Here is a 22082-nt window from a genome sequence, read left to right on the forward strand (position 1 = left end):
CTCCACGACATATTCAGACCATTGGTCCAGACCTATTGACCGTCACTCCCTCCGCTCCTACGATCCGGTCCGGCAGCCCCACATGTCCCCACCTCGCCCAGAGCCGGCGCCACGCCCCCACGTGACTGTCATGACCATGGCGTTCGGCGGAAAAGGGAGCACCGCATGTTCCATCGAAGGCCACGCCCCCCACGCACCTCACACACCCCACGCACCTCACGTCTGCCGTCGGGCGACATCGGCCCGCAGCCGTTTGCCGGCCGCACCGCGAACCGGCCGCCGAGCGCCCTGAGACGTTCCCTCGCCGGGCTGAGCGCCGTCGCCGTCATCGCCACCGGCATGGCGGTCGCCGGATCCGTCTCGGCCGGGGCCGTCACCACGGAGGGCGCCGCCGCAGAGCTGGTGGCCAACCCCGGCTTCGAGAAAGGGCTCTTGGGCTGGACCTGCTCCAACGGCTCGGGCGCGACCGTCAGCAGCCCGGTCCGCACCGGCAGCTCCGCGCTCAAGGCCGCGCCGACCGGCCAGGACAACGCCCAGTGCACCCAGACCGTCAGCGTCCAGCCCAACTCCCAGTACACGCTGAGCGCTTACGTCCAGGGCAGCTACGTCTACCTCGGCGCCACCGGCACCGGCATCACCGGCACCACGTCCACCTGGACGCCGAACAGCCCGTCGTACGGCCGGCTCAGCGTCGGCTTCACCACCGGGCCGAGCACCACATCGGTGACCGTCTACCTGCACGGCTGGTACGGCCAGCCCGCCTACCACGCCGACGACGTGTCGCTCACGGGCCCCGGCGGCACCACCCCGCCGACCACCGCGCCGCCGACGACCCCGCCCCCCACGACTCCGCCGCCCACGACTGCGCCCCCGACCACCCCGCCGCCTACCACCACGCCCCCGACCACCCAGCCTCCGACCACTCCGCCGCCGGGCGAGACCTGTCCCACGAAGCCCAGGCCCTCCGGGAAGGTCCTCCAGGGGTACTGGGAGAACTGGGACGGCGCCGCGAACGGCGTCCACCCCGGAATGGGGTGGATCCCCATCACGGACAGCCGGATCGCCGCGCACGGCTACAACGTCATCAACGCCGCCTTCCCGGTGATCCTCTCGGACGGCACCGTCCTGTGGCAGGACGGCATGGACACCGGCGTCAAGGTCGCCACGCCCGCCGAGATGTGCCGGGCCAAGGCGGCCGGAGCGACGATCCTCATGTCGATCGGCGGCGCCACCGCCGGAATCGACCTGAGCTCCAGCGCCGTCGCGGACCGCTTCGTGGCGACCGTCGTCCCCATCCTCAAGAAGTACAACTTCGACGGGATCGACATCGACATCGAGACCGGCCTGTCCGGCAGCGGCAACATCAACACCCTGTCCGCCTCCCAGGCCAACCTGATCCGCATCATCGACGGGGTGCTGGCCCAGATGCCCGCGGGCTTCGGCCTGACCATGGCGCCCGAGACCGCGTACGTCACGGGCGGAAGCGTCACCTACGGATCGATCTGGGGCTCCTACCTGCCGATCATCAAGAAGTACGCCGACAACGGGCGGCTGTGGTGGCTGAACATGCAGTACTACAACGGCAGCATGTACGGCTGCTCCGGCGACTCGTACCAGGCCGGCACCGTGCAGGGCTTCACCGCACAGACCACCTGCCTGAACAACGGCCTGGTCATCCAGGGCACCACCATCAAGGTGCCCTACGACAAGCAGGTGCCCGGCCTGCCGGCCCAACCCGGCGCGGGCGGTGGCCACATGACACCGAACCTGGTCGGCCAGTCGTGGAACGCCTTCGGCGGCTCGCTCAAGGGCCTCATGACCTGGTCGCTCAACTGGGACGGCTCGAAGGGCTGGAGCTTCGGCGACAACGTCAAGTCCCTCCAGGCCCGCTGACCGCCCGCACACCGCCCCGCACCACCCCGCACGCTGAGACGAGGTGCACCCACGGCACGGCGGCCGCCCCGAATCGGGGCGGCCGTCCGACGGCTTCGCTTCCGGCCTGCGGCACGACGCCATGGTGACCTGCTCCACCGCGGCGAGAGCCCGGCCGAGCTGCCGGGAAGCAGCCGATCACTCGGGAAGGTGCGCACTTCACGTCCAACCCGAGGTCGATCCAACGGACTTGAGCTGGATCGCTGCTGAGGTCAGGAGCCTTCGCTCGGCCCGGTCCGGTCCCATCCGGGTGCCCGCACGTCGATCGTGAGGCTTCCCGGCGCGAGCTCCTCGCCACAGGTCCGGCACGTCGATGTCGGATCGAGGTCGTGCTCGGAGCCGGGTCCGCCGTGGTGGCGGAAGGCGACCGGAGGGGTGTCCACCGCCCAGCGGTCGCCCCGAGCCAGCAGCGCGTGCAGGACCGGTGCGAGATCACGGCCGGCCTCCGTGAGGTGGTATTCGAAGCGCAAGGGGCGCTCGTTGTAGGCGTGGCGCTCGACGACGCCCGCTTCCTCCAGTGCGCGCAGTCTGGCGGCGAGACGGTCGCGGGGGGCGCCGGTGTTGCGGACGATCTGGTCGAACCGCCGGTTGCCGTAGAAGATCTCGCGGATCGCCAGGAGGGCCCAGCGTTCGCCGACGAGTTGCAGCGCGGCGGCCGCGGAGCACGGCCGGCCGGGCACCTCGGGGTGCGGCACCGTGTTCTCGCCCTGCGCTGGGTGTTCATCGTCAACGTGCCGGCGGGGATCGCGGCGTTCGTGCTCGGCGTCAAGGTGCAGCCATCGCCCGCGCGTGCCGGGGCGGAGAAGAGTCCGCTGCCCGACCTGTTCGGCGCCGCCCTTCTCACCGGCTCGATCGCGATGCTCTCGTTCGGCCTGGTCAAGGCTCCGGACTGGGGATGGACGAGCGCCGGCACCCTCGGCGGCCTGGCCGCCGCGGTGCTGCTCGGCGTCTGGTTCGTCCTGCGCTCGGCCCACCACCCCGTGCCGAACTCCTCGCTGACGTTGTCGTTGAGGGCCTCCACGGACCCGTCGTGGCACTGGACCACCTCGGAGGCGCCTCCGCCTGGGCCCTCGTCGTCGCCGCGCTCGGCGCGGGAGGGCTCTGCGGCACCGCCCTGTCCCTGAAACTGCGGATGAGGCGGCCCCTGTTCACCGGCTACGTGGCCATGCTCGCGGGCGCGGGCCCCACCCTGCTCCTCTTCGCCGTGCCCGCGCCGCTGTACGTCCTGGCCGTCTCCGAGTTCGTCTCCGGCATGGCCATCGCCGTCTTCACCGCCGTGGAATCGGCGGCGATCGCCAAGGAAGTGCCCCGCGAACTCCTCTCGCGCGTGGACGCCGTGAACCGCTTCGGCTCGATGGCACTGCGGCCGCTGGGAACCGCCCTGATCGGTCCGGTCGCCGCGGCGTGCGGGGTGCCCCTGACCCTGGTCTGCGCGGCCGCTTTGTCCCTGCTCGCAATGACCGTTCCGCTACTCGTCAAGGACGTCAGGAACATGATCGAGTAAGACGATCCCCCCACTGCCCCGCCCCGACCACGGACGATCACCGAGGACGACCACGTGACCGATCACCCGCCCCACCCCGTGCCCCGACCCGCCCCCGCCGGGCCGCCGATCCTGATGGCGGACCCCCGCGTGACGGCCATCCCGGTCACCGGATCCGACGAGGTACTCGTCGACCTGCGCACCCGGCCGTACGTGCGCGTCGACCCGCGCAAGGCCGACCCGTACGGGCACTACGCGCACGTACGGGAGGACGTGGCCCGCCGCCTCGCGCACGCCGCCGCCATGCTCCCCGCCGGACTGGCCTTCCTCTTCGTCGAGGGCTACCGGCCGCCCGACCTCCAGCAGCACTACTTCACCGCCTACCGCGACCGACTGCGGGACCTGCGGCCCGACCTGGACGAGTCCGCGCTGCACCTCGCGGCCAGCCGGTACGTGTCACCCCCGGAGATCGCACCGCACTCGGCCGGCTCCGCCATCGACCTGACCCTGTGCACCGAAGACGGCCTCGAACTGCCCATGGGCACGACCGTCAACGCCTCGCCCGAGGACAGCGGCCTGCGCTGCTACACGGCGGCCCAGGACATCGACACGCAGAGCAGGGCCAACCGGGAGCTGCTCGGCAGCGTCCTCACCGCGGCCGGATTCGTCAACTACCCCACCGAGTGGTGGCACTGGTCGTACGGGGACCGTTACTGGGCCCTGAGCACGGGCCGCGACAGCGCCCCCTACGGGCCGGTCCTGCGCGACCCGGACCCCTCGCCCCCGACCGGTGACGGCGCCGTCGACGAGGTCGCCCGGTGACCTCCACGACACCCCCTCCCACCGCGTCCCCCGCCCCGTTCCGCCCGGTCCGCCACGAGGTCCCGTACTTCGCGCAGTGGGAGACGCCCGAGCTGGTCGCCGAGATCGTAACGGACCGCCTCGACGCGGCAGACGACCCGAACTGGCGTGCCTCCGGAGCCGATTCGCCCGAGGAGTACCGGTTCTGGTCCTGGCGGGTGTGCGGCATGGCCTGCCTGCGGATGGCGCTGACCCACTGGGGCATCGACGCGCCCCCGAACGTCACCCTCGGCAAGGAGTACCTGGAAGCCGGCGCGTACGTCCCCAAGGACGGCGGCCTGCACGGGCTCATCTACGAGCCGTTCGCCCGCCACACCCGGGCCCGCTTCGGCCTCCATGCCGAATCCCGGCCCCACCTCCCGCTGAGCGAGGTGGCGCAGCAGTTGCGGGCCGGCCGCCTCGTCATGCTCTCCGTGCATCCCGGCGTCCGCAGCGCCGACGCCGAACCGCCGCAGCGCGGCGGGCACCTGGTGCTGGCGGTGGGCGCGGACGAGGAATCCGTCACGATCCACAACCCGTCCGGCTGGCACGGCACTTCGCAGGAGTTCGCCGCCGTCCCCTGGCCGGTGATGCGCCGGTACTACGCGGAACGCGGCGTACTGCTCGGGCCGGGCGACCGGTCGTCGCCCGCATCCACGTAGACCGAGAGGAAACGCACTCCCATGCCCACCCCGAGATCTCGATCCGGGCCGATCCGGCCCAGAGCACGCACCGTCACGCAACTCGTGTGCCTGCTGATGCTCGCCACGTCCCTCGTCGTCCTGAGGCCCGACCGGGCGCACGCCGCGCTCCCCGAGCCGACGCTGAACGCCATCACCTTCAACATGCAGGGCGGCACCCGGTGGGGCACGGTCAGGGACAGCCTGATCAAGAACGCCGACCTCGTGGCCCTGCAGGAGGCCACGACCCCGCCGGGCGACTACACCCAGAGCCAGTCGATCCTCAGCAACAACGGTGACCAGACGACCACGGCGACCGGTCTCCCCAGCCTCAAGTACCAGCTGTACAAGAACGGCTGGGGCAAGCCCGGCCGGGAGGAAGGCGTACAGCAGGGAGAGCTCTACTACCTCAACATCCTCGACAAGGACAAATGGGGCCAGCCCGGCGGCCCCGGCGGCGGCGACGTCGACCCCGACGCCATGGTGAACGCGCAGAAGTCCATGGCGATATGGGTGCGCACCCCCCTGACCAACCCCGAGATCAAGATCATCACGCCGCAGGGCGACAACAAGAAGTGGATCCGCTCGCGTCCCGCGTTCGGCCTGAAGGTCGACGGGGTGTGGTACTTCAACATCCACGCGGCCTCGATCCGCACGGACGACGCGCTGAACGCCCACAGCGCGGCCCTCGTGGCCGCCATCGACCACGAGATGGCGGGCCAGCCGTGGCGCGCCCTGGGTGACTTCAACAACGTGGCCACCACCACCATCCCGGTGTTCCCCCCGTACTACGCGAAGGTGGACGGCAACCCGTTCGGCGCCCCTTCCCCCACGCAGTACTCGAAGGGCGCATCGCTCGACTACATGCTCTCCAAGCAGCCGATGGCGAACCTCGCCGTGTCGACCAGCTCGAACAACGGCGGGTCCGACCACTATCCGGTGAGATTCGCCCACGCGAACAGTCCGACGTGCGGCTGGGGCTGGAGCGACACACCCACCGTGTACAGCCCGAGAGCCGGCACCCCGGTGGCCTCCCGCGCCGCCGCGGCCGCCACGGGCAGCGACGCCGACGCCTGCGGCATGACCCCGGCGGTGGTCTCCATGGGCGACAGCTACATCTCCGGTGAGGCCGGCCGGTGGGCGGGCAACGCCAACAGCCGTGCCGAGGGCTCGGCCTGGGGCACGGACCGTTCCGCCGTCGAGTGCAACGCGGACGAAAGCACCTGCAAGCACGACCTGGCCCGGGTCTACGGTGACACCTCGTACGAGCAGAAGCCGGGCGCGGCGTGCGACCGCTCCGACTCCGCCGAGATCCAGGGCGTCGAACTCGGCGGTCTCACCGGAGCCCAGCGGTACAACATCTCGTGCTCCGGAGCGACGACCGCGAACGTCCTGTCGGAGCCGTTCAAGGGCCAGCGGCCGCAGATCGAGGAACTGCGCGACATCGCGGCCCGGCACGAGGTCGGTCTGGTCGTGCTGTCCGTCGGCGGCAACGACCTGCGGTTCTCCGAGATCCTCGCCGACTGCGCGAAGGCCTACCTGTACCCCTCGTTCAACAACAAGGGGTGCATAGCCGCGCAGGAGGAGACCTTCGCGGGCGCGCTCGGAACGGTCGGGGCGAACGTCGTGAAGTCCCTTGAGGCGATCCGCGCGACCCTGCGGGCGGCCGGACAGGAGGACGACAGCTACCACATCGTGCTGCAGTCCTACCCGAACCCGCTGCCGAAGGGCGCCGAGAACCGCTACCCGGAGAACTCCTCCAACCCGTTCCAGAAGTACGGGCGTTACTGGCAGGGCGGCTGCCCGTTCCTGGACAAGGACAGCGACTGGGCGCACGACTCGGTCATCCCGAGGATCAGCACCATGCTCGCGGGTGCGGCCGAGCGGGCCCAGGTGTCCTTCCTCGACCTGCAGAACGCCTTCACCGGGCACGAACTGTGCGCGAAGACCGCGCAGCAGGCCGACACCTCCCACACCACGGCCCGCCCGCTCGACGCGGCGCGCGCCGAGTGGGTGCGGTGGGTCCCCTACCTGAGCGAGGAGACCAAGGACATCGGCTGGACGGCCCAGGGCAACCAGCAGGAGGCCGTCCATCCCAACCACTACGGACAGCAGGCGCTGGCCGCCTGCCTCACCAAGATGGTGGGAGCCCTCGACGCCTTCCCCGTCACCTCGCGGTGCACCGGCCGGACCGGTGTCCCCCCGGACAGCCTGGACGACACCAGCCAGTTGCTCGCCAGGGGCAACCGGCGCGGCCCCGTCGAGGGACTGCCCGACTGGAGCCGCGCGGGATACCACGGCGGCGAACGCCTGCCGAGCAGCTCGGCCCGCAGCCAGGACCCTCGCTGCCGCATCACCCCCGGGGCCCTCGCCAGTCAGTACGGGGTGAGGCCCGACGACGGGCAGGACGACACGGCGGGCATCCAGCGGGCCATCGACCACATCCGCACCGACTGCACTCCGCAGGCCTCCCGGAGCCGACTGTCCTCGATCGAACTGCCCCGCGGCACGGTCGACGTCAGCAAGCAGCTGAGCGTGGACGCCTCCTACCTCGTCATCCGCGGGCAGGGGGCCGGCTTCGGCAGCGGCACCCGCATCGTCTTCCGGCCGGACGCCGCGACCCGCTACGACACCCTGTACAAGGGGAGCAACGAGCCGACCCCCTCACGGTGGGACCAGGACGCCATGGTCCACGAGTGCCCGGCCAGACTCGGCGGCGGAATCCGCGGCAAGGGCGGCTGGATGTGGCCGGGCCGCGGCCTGTTCCGCGTGCAGACGCGTGAGGTGTCCGCCAAGCACCTGCGCATGTGCGGCCCGATGTCCGGTGTGCCGGAGAACCGGCGGGACATCTTCGAAGGCTCGATCAACCAGCACTGGGAATCGGGCGTGGAGGTCGCCGGGACCGCGGCGGACCCCCTCTACGCGGCGCGTCAGGGCGACCGGACGATCCAGCTCAAGTCCACTGCGGACATGCCCCAGTTCAGGCCGGGCAACGACCTGTGGGTCGGCGCCGCCAACAGCCTGAAGTTCTACGAGCTCCAGCAGGTCGACACCGCGAAGAGCCCCCTCGAAGACCTGCACATGCGGCAGCAGGTGTTCACGATCTCCTCGGTCGACGCCGCCCAGCGCACCGTCACCATCGACAGGCCCCTGGAGTTCGACGTACCCGTCAACTCGGTCTCCGACGGATCGCCGCCGCTGACCCCGGGCGCCCCGCCCTACGCCAGCAAGGTCACCCCCCTCAGGATGATCACGGACGTCGGGTTCGAGGACTTCGCCTTCACCCAGCAGCTCGACCAAATGCCCAAGCTGGGCGGGGGCACCTACCAGGTCAGCGGGGACTGCGCGACCGGGGCGGCGAGCTGCCCGACCCACAACTACGGCAACCTCGCCCCCGAGTACGCCATGCACGGGATCGTCTTCAAGTGGGCCGCGGACTCCTGGGTTCGCGGAGTCCACGGCGAGATGACGGGCTCCCATCCGATCGTCACCGAGGTCGCCAAGAACCTCCAGATCGAGCACAACCGGTTCGACGGCGCCTGGAACAAGGGCAAGGGCGGCAACGGCTACCTCCGCGGCTCGCGCGTGTGGGACTCCCTCTACGCCTTCAACACGACCCGGAACCTGCGCCACTTCACCTTCCAGTGGTCCGCCTCCAACAACGTCGTGATCGGCAACGACTTCGACTCGGACCTCAACCTCCACGGCGGCTGGGAGCGCCGCAACCTCTTCGAGAACAACGCCGTCCGGGTCCCCTTCGAGCACAGGTCGGGGAGTTGCAGCGCCAACTGCGGCGGCGAGGGCGGGGCGAGCGACCTGGGCACCTGGTGGCCGATCTACTGGGCCGCGGGCAACAAGGCGGTCAAGTGGTCCGGATCCAGCGGCCCGCAGAACGTCTTCTTCCACAACACCCTGGCCAAGCAGACGAAGGCGGGCGGAGCGTACGAGGACTACAACCCCTACTCGCGCTCGCACAAGGTCTTCCAGTTCGGATCGGATGCCGGTGACGCGAGCAGGTTCACGCACCTGACGCAGTTCGGCACCGCCATCTTCGACTGGGCCGACATGGAGAACCACGACTACACCGGTGGCCTGGGCGTGAACGACTCCCTGAGCAACGGCACCGATTCCCTCTTCCTGAAGTTCCTCCCCGAGTCCCGACAACCCCGTTAGCCCTCCCGACACCGAGGCCCCCCGGCACGCGCCGGGGGGCCTCGGTCGTGCGCGCCTCGTCCGGGAAGAGCAGGCGGGGTGGTCCGGGACACCCGGGCCGGACAGCAACTTCCGGGAGTCCCCGCGAAATGCCCTTGCACAATGGTCAAGAAACGTTGACCATTACTCACATGCCTACCGATGATCTTCCCGAGACGTTCCACGTCACCACGGACGAGCAACTGCGCGCCGTCTCCAACCTCACGCGCCACCGGATCATGGCCGTGCTCCGCTTCGAGCCGGCGACGATCACGCAGATCGCCGAGCGAGTGGGCCTCGCGAAGGGGAGTTCCAGCTATCACGTGCGGCTGCTCGAGCGGGCCGGCCTGGTGAAGGTGGTACGGACGCGGAAGGTCCGGGGGGTCACCGAGCGGTACTACGCGATGGCCGCGCGGTCCATCGCGCTGCCGGATCCGGGCGAGGGAGGGCCGGACGTGCTGATGCGCCATGCCGTGGCGGACCTGGAGGCGTCGCCGGCGGATGGCGAGCGGCACGTACGGATGGCGCATCTGCGGCTCACCGACGAGCAGTTCGCGGAGCTGGGGGCACGGATGCACGCACTGGCGGACGAGTACCGGGAGCTCTCGGACCCGTCGCTGCCGGACGCGTCACTCGTCTTCGCGCTCTTCCACCCGGCATCGCGCCAGCAGACCGAAGGGGACGCCAAGTGACCTCGGACATACAGAAGTTGCCTACCGGGTTCGGTCGGCTGTGGACCGCGCAGACGGTGTCCTCACTCGGTGACGGTGTGCTGCATGCCGCACTGCCGTTGCTCGCGCTGACGCTGACGCGGGATCCGATGGCGCTCGCCGTCGTCACCGCCGCCGGAACACTGCCGTGGCTGCTCTTCGGAGTGCTCGGCGGTGCGCTGGTGGACCGCTGGGACCGCCGGCGCACGATGTGGATCGCGGACGCGGCGCGTGCGGCACTGCTCGTCATACCGGTGGCAGCGGCCGCGCTCGACGTGCTGAGCATTCCCCTGCTCGCCGCCGTCGCCTTCCTGCTCGGCCTCGGCGGACTCTTCTTCGACACCGCCGCCACGGCCTACCTGCCGGACCTGCTCGGCCGCGACCCCGCACTCCTGGAGCGCGCCAACTCCCGCCTGCGCGGAACCCAGACCGCCGCGTCAGGCTTCGCGGGGCCGCCCGCGGGCAGCGCCCTGCTCGCGCTCGGCCGGGCGGTTCCCCTGCTCGCCGACGCGGTGTCGTTCGCGCTCTCCGCACTGCTCGTACGGTCGCTGCCCGCCATGCCCCGGCCCGTACCGGAGGTCCGCGATTCGCTGCTGCGGCAGGCGCGGGCCGGTGCCTCGTACGTATTCCGGGACCGGCTGCTGCTCGGGCTCGCGCTGCGTCCGGCGGTGGGGAACATCGCCTTCGTCGCCGTGGAGACCGTACTCGCCCTCTTCGCGCACGACCGTCTCGGCATCGACACCTTCGGTTTCGGCCTGCTCCTCACGGCGGAGGCCACCGGCGGTCTGCTCGGCGCGGGCATCGCCTCCTTCCTCGGCCGACGACTCGGCACCGGCACCGCGCTGACCTGCACGGCCGCAGTCGAGGGGCTCGCCATCCTGGTCCTGGCCGCCGCCCCGAGCCCGTACGTCGCCGGCCTCGCGCTCGCCGTCTGCGGAGCGGGCGTGGGCGCCACGATGGTGCTCGCCCCCTCCCTCCGACAGGCGGTCGTCCCCGCCCACCTGATGGGCCGGGTCGCCTCCACCTCCCGCATGCTCTCCATGTGCGCCGCCCCGTTCGGCGCCTTCCTCGGCGGCTGGCTGGCCACCGCCTACGACATCCGCACCCCGCTCTACGCCGCCGCCGGCCTCCTCCTGACGATGACGGCCGTCACGGCATCCATGACCAACAACCGCCGCGTCGAAGCGGCGCTGCATGCCGCCGCCCCGGCCGACGCCCCCTCCCCGGCGCCGGCCGACGACAGCGTGCGCTGACGCCTTCCGGGCGAGGACCGCACACACCGGCTCCGCCCTTCAGCGCCCGCGGAAATCCGTGGACGGATCCGAGGAAGATCACGTACGGTGTGGCTCCACGCCCTGAGACGGACGGAAGGAGGCGAGTGCCGTGCAGTTCACACCTTTCCAGCGCTCCCTTTTCCGCTGCCCCGGCGTGGTTCGTGAGGTCTGACCGGGAGCGTTCCAAGCAGTCTTTATCCCGGAGGAATCCATGACCGATCCGGTCATCCACGCGCTCTCCACGAGCGACGCTCATCTCTTCGACGCACTCCCCGACCCCCTCGGTGCCCGTGAAGCCCATCGGCGCACCGCGTTCCGCCCCGACTGGAAGCGCGTCGCCCTGCGCGACGGTGAAGTCGTCGCACGCGGCGCGTGGTGGGGCGGCCCCGACGACTCGGAGCCCGTCAACATCAACTGGTTCGACGTGGCCGAGGGCGAGGAGCAGGCCGGGGCCGAACTCCTGCGCTCCGCTCCCTGGCAGGTCGAACTCGAAATCAACCTGCCCGGCGGCTGGCGGGAGCAGCCCGAACTGCGCGCCGGCGCCGAGGCACGCTTCGCCGCCGCACGAGCCGCGGGGTACGAACTTCTGGTCGAACGCTTCCTGTACCGCTGGACTCCGGAGCGGGGTCTGCCCGAGCGGCCCGGACGCCTGCGCTTCAGCGCCGAAGCGGACGACACCGTGTTCTTGGACGCGTTGCGCCGGATCCACTCCGTCACCCTGGACGCCCACGCGCTCAGGGCCATCGAGGAGGGCGGCCTCGACCAGGCCGCCCAGGAGGAACTCGACTTCTTCCACTGGTGCCCCTCCCCACGGCAGTGGTGGCAGATCGCGTACACACCGGAGGGCGACCTGGCCGGCATCCACATCCCGGCCCACAATCCCTCCGGCCCGACCATCGGCTTCATCGGAGTCGTCCCCGAACAGCGCGGTCGCGGCTACGCCTACGACCTCCTCGCGGAATGCACCCACTTCCTCGTCGAGCAGGGCGCGGAGTCCATCAGCGGAGCGACGGACCGGAGCAACTTCCCCATGGCCGCGAACTTCGCCAAGGCCGGCTTCCCCGTCACCAGTGAACGCATCAACTTCCACCCGACCGGCCACACTGCCTAGCGAGGACTAACACGCGGGCGAGCGGTCCGGTGCGAGGACAGCTCCGGGCCGCCGTCCGTCCGGGTCGACGTCCGGGCCGTCGTCCGGGCCCGAGCGTGCCCCGGGCCGGGCGCCGGGCCCGGGGCAGCCGGGACGGGCTCACTTCCCCGCGGGGAGCGGTTGCGGGATGCGGGGGATGATGGGGAAGGCGTCCGCCGGTGGCGGGGAGGGCGCGGGGGCGAGGGTGGGGCAGACGCGCCGGAACGGGATGCCCGGAGCCATCGTGTTCCATTCGGCCAGGGTCGGGTTCGTCACGGCCAGCCGGCAGGCTCGGCCGACGGGGTCGCGGAGGGCTGCGGCGAGCTGGGCGATGTTCCAGTGGATGGTCTCGCCGGGGTAGTTGTACGTGGTCAGCACGGTGCCGTCGGGAGACATGCCGAGTGCGGTCGCCTCCTTGTCCAGGGTGAAGGAGGCGACGGAGTGCGGGGCAGTGGGGTCCCAGACGTCCCAGACGTGCAGCCGGGTGCCGGAGCCGCTGCCCGTCAGCAGTGTGCCGTCCTTGCCGAAGGAGTACGGGCCCGTGCCGCTGCTCTGCGGGAGGCCGCTCAGGAACCGGGGACTGCCGGGGTCGGAGACCTCATAGAGCAGGCCGCCCGAGTCGCCGGACTGAGCTGCCACGAGTTTGCCGCCGTCGGGGGAGAACGCGCGCGGTCTGGGGTAGAAGGGGCGTTTGTCCGGGGCGGGCAGGTCCGACAGGTGGTCGGGTGTGCGCGGGTCGGACACGTCGTACAGCGATTCGCCGATCGCGAGGAGGCGGCTCTTCGGGGCGAACAGGACGTCCCGGCTGGTCTTCCGCTTGTACGGAATGCTGCTGAGACGGGTGGGGTGCGTGGGCCGGGAGAGGTCCCACAGTCTGGCCTCGCCCTCTGAGCCGGTCACCATCAGGTCGCCCCGGATCGCGACCTCCAGGCCGAGCGTGCTGTCGGACCCTCCAGCCTTGAGGCGGAACTGCCGTACCGGGTGCGCGGGGTCCTTCACGTTCCACATCGTCAAGGTGCCCCGCGGGCCTTCGACCGCCAGGCGGGTGCCTTCTTGTGAGAACCACAGCGCCTGGTTCGAGAAGTATCCGTCCTTGTCCAGGCGGGCCACGCCTGCCGGGCGGCCCGCCGAGCGTCCCGTCAGCGGGATCAGGCTCAGTTCCCGCTCGCCCGTGGCCAGCGCGAGCAGGCGCCCGTCGGGGGCCAGGACGTACGGGACCACCGACTCGAACCACCGGTAGAAGTCCGGGGTGGGCACCCTGACGGGGCGCGCCGCGACGGTGGGGGCCAAGCGGTCCGTCAGGGACCAGAAGCGCACGGCGCCGTCGTGGTCGCCGCTGGCGAGCGTACGGCCGTCGGGTGAGAAGGCGAGGGCCGACACGGTCGTGGCATGACCGGTCAGAACGGCCGAACGGACCGGTCGGTACCCGGAGATGTCCCACACGCTCGCCGAGTGGTCGGTGCTTCCCAGCGCCAGCCGGCGGCCGTCCTTGCTGAGCGCCACCGCCTCCACCGGGCCGCCGTGGCCGCTGATGACGGCGCTGGGGCGGCAGTCGGCCGCGGTGGCCGGGCGGCAGCCGGCGGTACGGGAGATGTCCCACAGGCGGACCTGGGCGTCGCCGGACGCGACGGCGAGGGTGGCGCCGTCACGGCTGACGGCCATGGAGCGCGGTGGGCCGCCGGTGCCGTTCAGGGTGCCGAGACGGCGCGGGCGGTCGGGCTCCTCGACGTCCCACACCTCCACCGTGCCGTCCTGCCAGCCCAGGACGAGGACGGCCCCGCCCGGGCCGAAAGCGGCTGCCTGGACGTTGCTCTTGCGCTGCGGAAGCGAGCCGCGGGCGCGGACGGCCCCCCGCCCCGGCTCCACCGACCAGAGCCTGGTCACCGTGCTGGTGGTCGTCAGCAGCATCCGGCCGTCGGGGCTGAACTCCGCCTGCTCCACGAACCCCTGCAGCGGCAGCGCCATCCTGCCCTGGGGCCGCGGGTGGCCGCGGTCGGCGAGCGAGAACCTGCCCACGGACCTGTCGGTGTCCGCTCCGGTGAGGAGCAGCGAGGTACCGTCGCCGCCGATCCAGACCGCGGGCTTTCCGAAGAAGCTCGTCTCCTTGGCCACGACCTCGGCGAGCTTGCGCGGCTCGCCGGAGCGCGACGCGTCCCACAGGCCGACGGCCCCGTCGCCCCTGCCGACGGCCAGGGTGCGGCCGTCCTCGCTGTAGGACAGGTTGTCGACCCAGCCCGACGCGTCGAGGGAGCCCGCGTACTGTGCTCCGCTCAGTACGTCCGTCAGCGTGGCCCGGCTCTGCGGTGACGGGTCCTTGCGGTACGCGGCCACGGCGAGCAGCAGCGCGGCTCTCGGGTCGGCGCCTATGCCGGCGCGGGCGGCCGCCTGGAGCTGGCGGTTCTGGGCCTGTTCGCCGTTGGCACGGGCGTGCGAGCGCTGCTGGAGCGCCACTCCCGCGGCGACGAGGGCCAGGCACAGGACCGCGCCGACGGCGCCGAGCAGCTGTTTCAGGCGGCGTGCCTGGGCCCGCTGCCGTACCGAAGCCTGGTGGAGCCTGCGGGCCTGGTCCCGCTCCCGTCCCAGCACCTCCCGGAGCTCGCGGGTGCGGCGCTTCTCCTCCTCCAACTGGCGCCGCTCGCGGGCGTGTTCGGCGCGGTCGAGTTCCTGGCTGGCGGTCACGAACTCGTGGTCGAGGGGGCGTACGAGCCGTGCGTGGCGCTGCTCGCCCAGCCAGTCGGCGGCCGCCACCAGTCGCGTACCGCGGTAGCAGTATTCGGAGGAGCGCCCGGCCCGGTGCCAGGCGTCCGCGGCGTCGGTCAGCTGCTGGCGGGTCACCAGCCCGGCCCGGTCCTCCTCGATCCAGCGCCGGAGTCTGGGCCATGCGCGCAGGAGCGCTTCGTGGGAGATCTGGGCCTCCGTCCGGCCCACGGTGATCAGCCGCGCCCGGGCGAGCCGGTCGCGGACCCCGACGATCGTGTCCCGGCGTGCTTGTGGCCGATCCGCCAGCAGTTCGTCGAGGCCGATCCGGCGGCGGACCGCCTCCTCGCCGCTGCCGGCGAGCATCACCATGGTGAGGAGCAGCTCGCGGACGGCCTCGCGGCCCGGCCCGTCGAATCCCTCGTAGATGTCCTCGGCCGTACGGGCCACGGATTCCCAGATCCCGCCGGTCGCGGCGTACCCGGCGAGGGTGAGGGTCGCGCCGCTGCGGCGTACCCAGGTTTCGCGCAGGGCGTGGGCCAGGAACGGCAGCGCCGAGCCGTGGTCGCGGCCGCCGCCCTCGCGGGTGTCCTTGAGGAGTACGTCGACGAGTGCGGTCTCCAGCCGGAGACCGGCGTCGTGTGCGGGGTGCTCGATCGCGGCGCGCAGGGCGTCGTTGTCCATGGGCCAGACGTTCCACTGCCGCTGGAGGGCGGGGCGGAGTTCGGGGTGTTCGAGACAGTTGCCGTAGTGGTCGGCGCGCAGGCCCAGGACGACGCGGGGGCCGCTGCCGGCGCCCGCGCCGGTGTTCGCGGTGTGGCAGAGGGCGCGGATGAACCGGGTGCGCTCCTCTGCGCTGCGACAGTTGGTGAAGATCTCCTCGAACTGGTCCACGACCAGCACCCGGCAGGTCCCGTCGTCGGGGAGCCGGCCTTCGTGCAGTTGCCGCTCGACCTCCTCACGCGGAGTGCCGGAGGCGCGGGCCCACAGGTCGGCGAGGGCTCGCACGGGGTGTGGTCCGGGGGACGCAAGCAGTAGGGCGGGCCAGGGTATGTCGGGGTCGGACTCGTAGCGGCGTTCGAGGCCGGCGAGCAACCCGGCCCGCAGGATCGAGGATTTGCCGACGCCCGAGGCGCCCACGAGTACGACCGGCGTGCGGTCCGCGCCGTCCGGCGGGCCGGTGGGGCGCGTCAGTTCGGCGAGCAGGCCGTCTACGAGTTCCTCGCGGCCGAAGAACCGCTCGTGGTCTTCGGCGCGGAACGGTTCCATACCGGGATACGGGCAGGCCGTGCCGTCGGCCGGGTGCGCGAGCTCGGTGCTGGGCGCGCAGGGGGCGGGGTAGGCCCGGTTGGCGGCGACGACGAGCTCGCCCGCCCGGTCCTCGCTCTGCCGGTGGGGGCGTACCGGTCCGTCCTGCAACTGGCGGTCGAGGTGGGCGTACACGCCGTCCAGGGTCAGCCAGGCCGGCGCGGACGGGTCGCCGCGGTGCAGCAGGCCGAGGAGTTTCCCGGTGAAGAGGGTGTGCCGGTCGCCCTCCGGGGCGAAGGAGACCTCGTAGAGCGAGGCGGAGGTCAGCAGGAAGCTGCCGTCGGGGCGGGCGGTGACGTACGGGTCGCGGAAGGATCCCCGGGAGGCGGGTTGCGCCATGCCGGAGAAGCAGCAGTCGAGGAGGACGACGACGCGGGCGCCGCTGTTGCTGAGCGTGTCCCTGATGACCTGGTACGGGATCGAGCGCGCGATGCCGTTCGCGGAGCTGGTCGCGGTGGCGAGGTAGAGCTGGTCCTGCGGGCCGAGGAGGCCATGCCCGACGAAGGCGAACAGCACCAGGCCGCGGGCCTCTTCGACGGCCTGCTCGACGGCCTCGACGACGGTGGCGCCGTCGGCGGGGTCGAGGAGCAGTTCGATCCGCGAGGGATCCATGCCGCAGATCTGGTGGAGGGCGTGGGCGAGGTCCCGGACGGTGGCTTCGACGCTGGGGAGCCCCGGGAGTCCGGAGCCGGTGGAGTGCGCGGCCGTACCGACGACCACGGCGCGCGCACCGGGGCCCGCGAGGTCGCCGGTCCGGCGCGGCTCGGTCACGGACGGCGGCCGTCGACCTCGGGGTCGGCTGATCCGGTGCCCGGTGCGGCATCCGGCCCGGGAGCCGGCTCAATGCCGGATTCGGCTTCGCCGCGCCGGGCCCGCTCTTCGAGGTCTCCCGCGATCTGCCGGGCGAGGTCACCCGTCTCCTGGGCGGTGAGGCCCTTGACGCGGTCCGAGGTCACGGTGATCTCGGTGCCGTCCGGCCGGGTGATGGTCACGGTCTGACTGCCGCTGCGGTTCTGCACCCAGGTGACCACCGCCGCGGCCAGCACGGCGACGACGCCTCCCGGTTCCAGGAGCACGGTGACGAACTCGGTGGCCGTGCCCATGGTGCCGGGGGCCGGCGTCTGCCCCGAGCCCCGCTTCACACGTCCGCGCAACTCGCGCTGGCGGCCCAACCATCCCCTGAGGTCGTCCGTGCCGACCCGGCCGCCGTCGTCCAGCGCCGTGATGGCGATCTGCATCGTTCTCCCGCCGTGAGTCGTCCGAGGAACCAACTGCCCCTCACTGTACTGACAGCGGCCCGCTCGCCCAGTCGTTTCCCGGCTTCGGCCACACCACGCGCCACGCTCACCGGAACGTGGGCGGAGGAGCGACGAACACCTCGACGGTGGAGGAGTTCCTGACCGGATCCTCTTCGGCCGCGTCCGCCGTTCGCAGCCAGACCTCCTCGGCCGGATCGAATTCGCTGGTGGTCATGGTGTGCGCGCGCCAGCCGAAGCCGCAGACCGCCAGCGGGCCTTCGGCCAGCGGGTCCAGGCCGAAGCCGTGCTCGATGTCGATCTCGTTGATCGCCGAGGTCACGAAGGCGCCGAGGCCGAGTTCGGTCGCACTCAGGTACAGCGTCTGGGACAGGTGCCCGCTGTCGAGTACCAGAGCGCGGTAGGCCTTGGCGTGCTGACGGTACTTCCAGAAGCTGCGCGCGTAACGCGGCGCCAGGACCGCCAGCACGGGTGCGTTGGAGAACCAGTGCTGACCGGCCAGGGCGCGGCGCGCGAACTTCTCCAGCGGTTCGTCCGGGGCGGGCAGGCCCTCCAGAGCGTGATCGACCGCGTGGTAGTGGTACAGCCCGGGCGCGAGACCGTCGACGTTCTGCACGATCAGGTAGGCCTCGGTCGGATGCAGACCGCCTCCGGAAGGCGTGTGCTTCTTCAGGAACACGGTGTCGTCGTCGACGCGCACCTGCGACTGTGCGGCGAACACGCGCTGCAGCATGTGCGCGCACAACGCCAGCGGCAACGCCCGCTCGCCGTCGAAGTTGCGGCAGGTCGCACGCCGCGCCAGCATCGCATCGAACTCGTTGCCGTCGATGCGCGGCAACAACACCCGGTCCGATGCGTCCCTGCGCGCGAGTACGTGCGCGGGCGGCGGGCCGAGCTTGCGCCGCAGCTCGGCGGCGGTGGTCATCTCGTTGGCTTCCATGCTGCTGACGCTGTCCAGGCCCTCCCACCGCGCGAGCCGGTGCATCATCGCTGCGGGCGGCCACCAATGACCGGCGCGCAGTACGTCGTCGCGTTCACGATGAGCGACATGGCCTTCGTCGTCGGCGATCACCAGGCCGCTGTCGATCAGTTCGGCCACCAGGGCTGATTCATCGGCGTCCAGTGCGTCGGTCTCAAGCCATTCACCGGGGCTCAGCCGGCCGAGCAACTCGCGCTGCGGCGCGTCGACTTCGACCTCCGCATCGAGATGCGCGGCCAAGGCCAGCCAGCGCCGGCTCCGGCTCAGGCCGGCACCGCCGGTCAGCAGCGAGTCCATGTCGAAGTCCACGTCCTCGCGAGGCTCCAGAAACAGCACTGCACAACGGCGAATACGCATCGGGATCCGTTCGGCGGATGGCGGATGGCGGATGGCGGATCCGGAGTGCGGGATCCGGTATCTACTGCGCCACGGAGAGACTCCCGTGTCGCGTAATGGTCAGCTATGGTTTTTTATCATGCAGATTCAGGTACTGGGGAACGAGAAACTGCACCTTCCGGCCGCCGTCGTCGACCGTTTGCTTGATCTGCTGAGCACCGACGACCACTTCCGCCGACTGTTCACGCACGACCGCCACGCGGCCTTGGTTCGGGCCGGCTGCGTGCTGTCCGAAGAGCAGCTGCGCGCGGCCTCGCCGTTCAGCTGTCTGACCGTGGATCGGCTGGCCGCCAAGGAAGCCATCGCCGGTGCTCGCGAAGAACTGCGCACGTACCTACTGGCCGACGCGGCCTACAGCAACCCGCACGCCCTGGAGGCCGGGGCGATGCACGCGCTACTGCGCCACAACTGACGCTCCATCCACACTCATTGGGGGGAACACGATGTCATCGACCGTGCAGGACACCAAGCTGCGGATCCCGCCGAAAGTCGTCGATCGACTGCTCGATCTGCTCGCCACCGACGACGCCTTCCGCGAGCTGTTCCAGCAGAACCGCCACGCCGCCCTGGTCCAGGCCGGATATGAGCTGTCCGAAGAGCAGTTGCGCGCGGGCTCGCCGTTCTGGTGCCTGACCGTGGATCAACTGGCCGACAAGGAAGCCATCGCCGCCGCCCGCGACCAGCTGCGCTCCTACCTGCTGGCCCATGGGGCGCACACCATCGTGTTCCTCTTGGCCGCCGACTCGATCCCCACGGTGCTGCGCACCAGCTGACCGGATCCGCACCTTCATTCAAGGCACATCTGACCAACGGCGGCAACCACCATGATCCGCATGCCCTGGAGGCCGGCCGCATGACGGCGGTCCTGCGCACGCGCTGAGCAGCGACCGGCGGGACCAGTCTCTTCGGGCAGGGCGGTCGCCCCGGTCACCCCCGAGGCCGAACCGGACCGCGATCGCCGCCCCCACGGCCACGCCGGGTGACGTCAGGAACCCGACGGAAATCCCGCTGGTTCCTCCCGTGGGGGAGGAACCAGCGGGATTTTCACCGCCGTGGCCGTCTGGGGCTCATCGGTGCGACGGCGACGGCGACGGCGATGGACCCTGTCTACCGGCCCTACCCCCCGATGTCCCGGCTGCGGAAGTCCTCCAGTGTCTCGCGCCGGACGAGGAGCCGGGCCGTGCCCTCATCGACGGCGATCACCGGCGGACGGCCGACGAGGTTGTATCCGGATGCCATCGACAGTTGGTAGGCGCCCGCGACCGGTACGGCGAGCAGGTCGCCGGGGTGGACATCGCTCGGCAGCTCCACGTCCGCCGCGAGGATGTCGCCCGCCTCGCAGTGCCGGCCGACGACGGTCGCCGTGCACTGCGCCGCCGTCGAGTGACGGCCCACGAGGCGGGGCGCGTACCTCGCCCCGTACAGAGCGGGCCGGGGGTTGTCGCTCATGCCTCCGTCGACCGCGACGAACACCTTCTCGCCGCTGCGCTTGACGGCGAGCACCCGGTACAGGGCGACCCCGGCCGGTCCCACGATGGCCCGCCCGGGCTCGACGGCCAGCCGGGGCACGGCCAGCCCGGCGGCTGCGCAGCCCCTGACGAGTTCGCGCCGCACCCGCCGCGCGAGCGCGGTGAGGTCGAGGGCGGGCTCGCCCGGCCGGTACGCGATGCCGTGCCCGCCGCCCATGTCCAGCTCGGGCAGGACGACTCCGTGCGCGTCACGGACACGGGCCATCAGCCCGACCATCCGGCGCAGGGCCACCAGGTAGGGCTTGACATCGAGGATCTGGGAGCCGATGTGGCAGTGCAGCCCGGTCAGTTCGAGCTGCGGCTGACCGAGAATCCGGCTGATCGCGTGCTGCGCGCCGCCATCGGTGAGGGAGAGCCCGAACTTCTGACCGTTCGTACCGGTACGGATCTTGTCGTGGCCGCCGGCCGATACTCCCGGCACCACCCGCACCATGACCTTCTGGTGCCCGTCGGGGCCGACGGCGGCCGCGATCCGGGCGATCTCGGACGGCCCGTCGATGACGATCCGCCCCACGCCGAGACGCAACGCCGACTCCAGATCACGGGGCGACTTCGCGTTGCCGTGCAGCACGATCCGCTCGGGCGGGAAGCCGGCGGTGACGGCGAGCTCCAGCTCGCCCGCCGAGCACACGTCGAGCCCGAGGCCCTCCTCGTCGACCCAGCGCACCATCGCCCGGGACAGGAACGCCTTCGCGGCGTACAGCACCTCCGCGTCGGGGAAGGCATCCCGATAGGTTCGACAGCGCCCGCGGACCTCGCCCTCGTCCAGGACGTAGGCAGGGGTGTCGAACCGCTCGGCGAGCTCCGCCAGCGACACGCCGCCGACGGCCAGCCCGCCGTGCGGGAGGCGCGTCGTGGAGGCCGGCCAGATCGACAGATCGTCCGCGACGGTCCGGCCCTCGGAGAGGACGGCGGCAGTCATCGCATGATCCCCCATCAGGCGGTCCGGGCCGCGATCGAAGACTCCTCCGGCAGAGAACCCGCGACGGAGGGCTCCCTGGCGACCGCAGGAGCGGTGAACGTCGGGTCGACGGTCAGCAGAGATGCGCCCAGCGGCTCGGTCAGCGCACGGAGCGCGGCTTCGGAGAGCCGGATCCACGGCTGCTCCCCGCCGAACGTGGCGGCCAGCCGGTCCGGGCCGGTGAAACCGACAGCGGTACGAGCTCCCAGCGGGGTGCGGAACAGGCGCACCACGACTTCCGCTCCACCCGGCCGGACCGGGACGTAAAGAGGCCCGGCCGGGATCCGTTCTTCAGGCTCGGGGTCGTCGTCGTACTGGAACAAACACATGGGGCCCTCCCAGAGGAACCACGAGTGGCAGGTGAGGCCCCGGGTGCGGGGAGGCAATCCGGGGCACGGCACCGAAGCTATCCCCGCACTCCCACACCCGCGCCCGTCCCGTAACGCGACCCATACGGCGCGAGCCCGAGTCCTGACGCATCCCTGACGCCGAAACGCGGTGTCGCCGGAAGGCCCGCCCACCCAACGGCACCCGTGGCAACCGGAAGCCGCGCCCGGTTGCCGGGCGTGCAGGCCCGTCCTCCCCGCCTCTGTCTGCAGCGCAGGAGTACGGCGAGCTTCCGAGGGGGAACACGTCGTCATGAGAAGCAGCGGTGCGCGTCACGGGCGAGCGCTCCTCACCACCATCGGATTGGCCACCGTGGGACTGCTCACGGAG

General features: G+C 71.3%; 17 protein-coding genes. 11 read left to right on the forward strand and 6 right to left on the reverse strand.

The window, feature by feature from the left end:
• Window positions 1-339 precede the first annotated feature (339 nt).
• Complete coding sequence (locus OG764_RS41820) at window positions 340-1893, forward strand: carbohydrate binding domain-containing protein (RefSeq protein WP_443056269.1); 1554 nt, start codon at window positions 340-342, stop codon at window positions 1891-1893.
• A gap of 251 nt (window positions 1894-2144) precedes the next feature.
• Here OG764_RS41820 and OG764_RS35645 read toward each other — a convergent pair whose 3' ends face one another.
• The gene (locus tag OG764_RS35645; RefSeq protein WP_328972484.1) at window positions 2145-2627 is read right to left on the reverse strand and encodes a winged helix-turn-helix transcriptional regulator; all 483 of its coding nucleotides are present in this window, start codon (window positions 2625-2627) and stop codon (window positions 2145-2147) included.
• Between OG764_RS35645 and OG764_RS35650 the strand changes: the two genes are divergently transcribed.
• From OG764_RS35650 to OG764_RS35685, 8 genes are all read left to right on the forward strand, one after another.
• Window positions 2619-3056 carry a hypothetical protein gene (locus OG764_RS35650; RefSeq protein ID WP_328972485.1) on the forward strand — a complete coding sequence of 146 codons (438 nt, stop codon included), beginning with the start codon at window positions 2619-2621 and terminating at the stop codon, window positions 3054-3056. The genes OG764_RS35645 and OG764_RS35650 overlap by 9 nt on opposite strands.
• Window positions 2963-3436, forward strand: coding sequence for a hypothetical protein (locus OG764_RS35655; RefSeq protein ID WP_328972486.1), 474 nt, complete (start codon window positions 2963-2965; stop codon window positions 3434-3436). Before OG764_RS35650 ends, OG764_RS35655 begins: the two co-directional genes overlap by 94 nt.
• A 54-nt stretch (window positions 3437-3490) precedes the next feature.
• Entirely contained in the window at window positions 3491-4237 is a 747-nt protein-coding gene (locus OG764_RS35660; protein WP_328972487.1) for a M15 family metallopeptidase, read from the forward strand.
• A complete protein-coding gene (locus OG764_RS35665; RefSeq protein WP_328972488.1) occupies window positions 4234-4917 on the forward strand; it encodes a C39 family peptidase in 684 nt (227 codons plus the stop codon). Before OG764_RS35660 ends, OG764_RS35665 begins: the two co-directional genes overlap by 4 nt.
• Window positions 4918-4938: 21 nt before the next feature.
• Complete coding sequence (locus tag OG764_RS35670; RefSeq protein ID WP_328972489.1) at window positions 4939-9108, forward strand: endonuclease/exonuclease/phosphatase family protein; 4170 nt, start codon at window positions 4939-4941, stop codon at window positions 9106-9108.
• Between the two features lie 170 nt (window positions 9109-9278).
• Entirely contained in the window at window positions 9279-9818 is a 540-nt protein-coding gene (locus OG764_RS35675) for an ArsR/SmtB family transcription factor (protein ID WP_328972490.1), read from the forward strand.
• Window positions 9815-11089, forward strand: coding sequence for an MFS transporter (locus OG764_RS35680; protein WP_328972491.1), 1275 nt, complete (start codon window positions 9815-9817; stop codon window positions 11087-11089). Before OG764_RS35675 ends, OG764_RS35680 begins: the two co-directional genes overlap by 4 nt.
• A gap of 232 nt (window positions 11090-11321) precedes the next feature.
• Window positions 11322-12221, forward strand: coding sequence for a GNAT family N-acetyltransferase (locus tag OG764_RS35685; RefSeq protein ID WP_328972492.1), 900 nt, complete (start codon window positions 11322-11324; stop codon window positions 12219-12221).
• Between the two features lie 138 nt (window positions 12222-12359).
• Here the strand turns inward: OG764_RS35685 and OG764_RS35690 are convergent, their stop codons facing one another.
• From OG764_RS35690 to OG764_RS35700, 3 genes are all read right to left on the reverse strand, one after another.
• A complete protein-coding gene (locus tag OG764_RS35690; RefSeq protein WP_328972493.1) occupies window positions 12360-17015 on the reverse strand; it encodes a caspase, EACC1-associated type in 4656 nt (1551 codons plus the stop codon).
• On the reverse strand, window positions 17012-17482 hold the full coding sequence (locus tag OG764_RS35695) for an effector-associated constant component EACC1 (protein WP_328972494.1): 471 nt from the start codon (window positions 17480-17482) through the stop codon (window positions 17012-17014). Before OG764_RS35695 ends, OG764_RS35690 begins: the two co-directional genes overlap by 4 nt.
• Window positions 17483-17588: 106 nt before the next feature.
• Window positions 17589-18836 carry a putative peptide maturation dehydrogenase gene (locus tag OG764_RS35700; RefSeq protein WP_328972495.1) on the reverse strand — a complete coding sequence of 416 codons (1248 nt, stop codon included), beginning with the start codon at window positions 18834-18836 and terminating at the stop codon, window positions 17589-17591.
• A gap of 118 nt (window positions 18837-18954) precedes the next feature.
• Between OG764_RS35700 and OG764_RS35705 the strand changes: the two genes are divergently transcribed.
• Together OG764_RS35705 and OG764_RS35710 are read left to right on the forward strand one after the other, a co-directional pair.
• A complete protein-coding gene (locus OG764_RS35705) occupies window positions 18955-19287 on the forward strand; it encodes an NHLP-related RiPP peptide (protein ID WP_328972496.1) in 333 nt (110 codons plus the stop codon).
• A gap of 31 nt (window positions 19288-19318) precedes the next feature.
• Window positions 19319-19648: an NHLP-related RiPP peptide gene (locus OG764_RS35710; RefSeq protein ID WP_328972497.1), complete on the forward strand. Its 330-nt coding sequence runs from the start codon at window positions 19319-19321 to the stop codon at window positions 19646-19648.
• 343 nt (window positions 19649-19991) lie between these two features.
• Here OG764_RS35710 and lysA read toward each other — a convergent pair whose 3' ends face one another.
• Entirely contained in the window at window positions 19992-21326 is a 1335-nt protein-coding gene (gene lysA, locus OG764_RS35715) for a diaminopimelate decarboxylase (protein WP_328972498.1), read from the reverse strand.
• Window positions 21327-21340: 14 nt separating this feature from the next.
• Window positions 21341-21694, reverse strand: a complete 354-nt coding sequence (locus tag OG764_RS35720; protein WP_328972499.1) for an SAV_915 family protein — start codon at window positions 21692-21694, stop codon at window positions 21341-21343.
• Window positions 21695-22082: the final 388 nt, after the last annotated feature.

Origin of the sequence: Streptomyces sp. NBC_00239 (assembly GCF_036194065.1) — a bacterium.
In the GTDB taxonomy this organism is placed as follows: domain Bacteria; phylum Actinomycetota; class Actinomycetes; order Streptomycetales; family Streptomycetaceae; genus Streptomyces.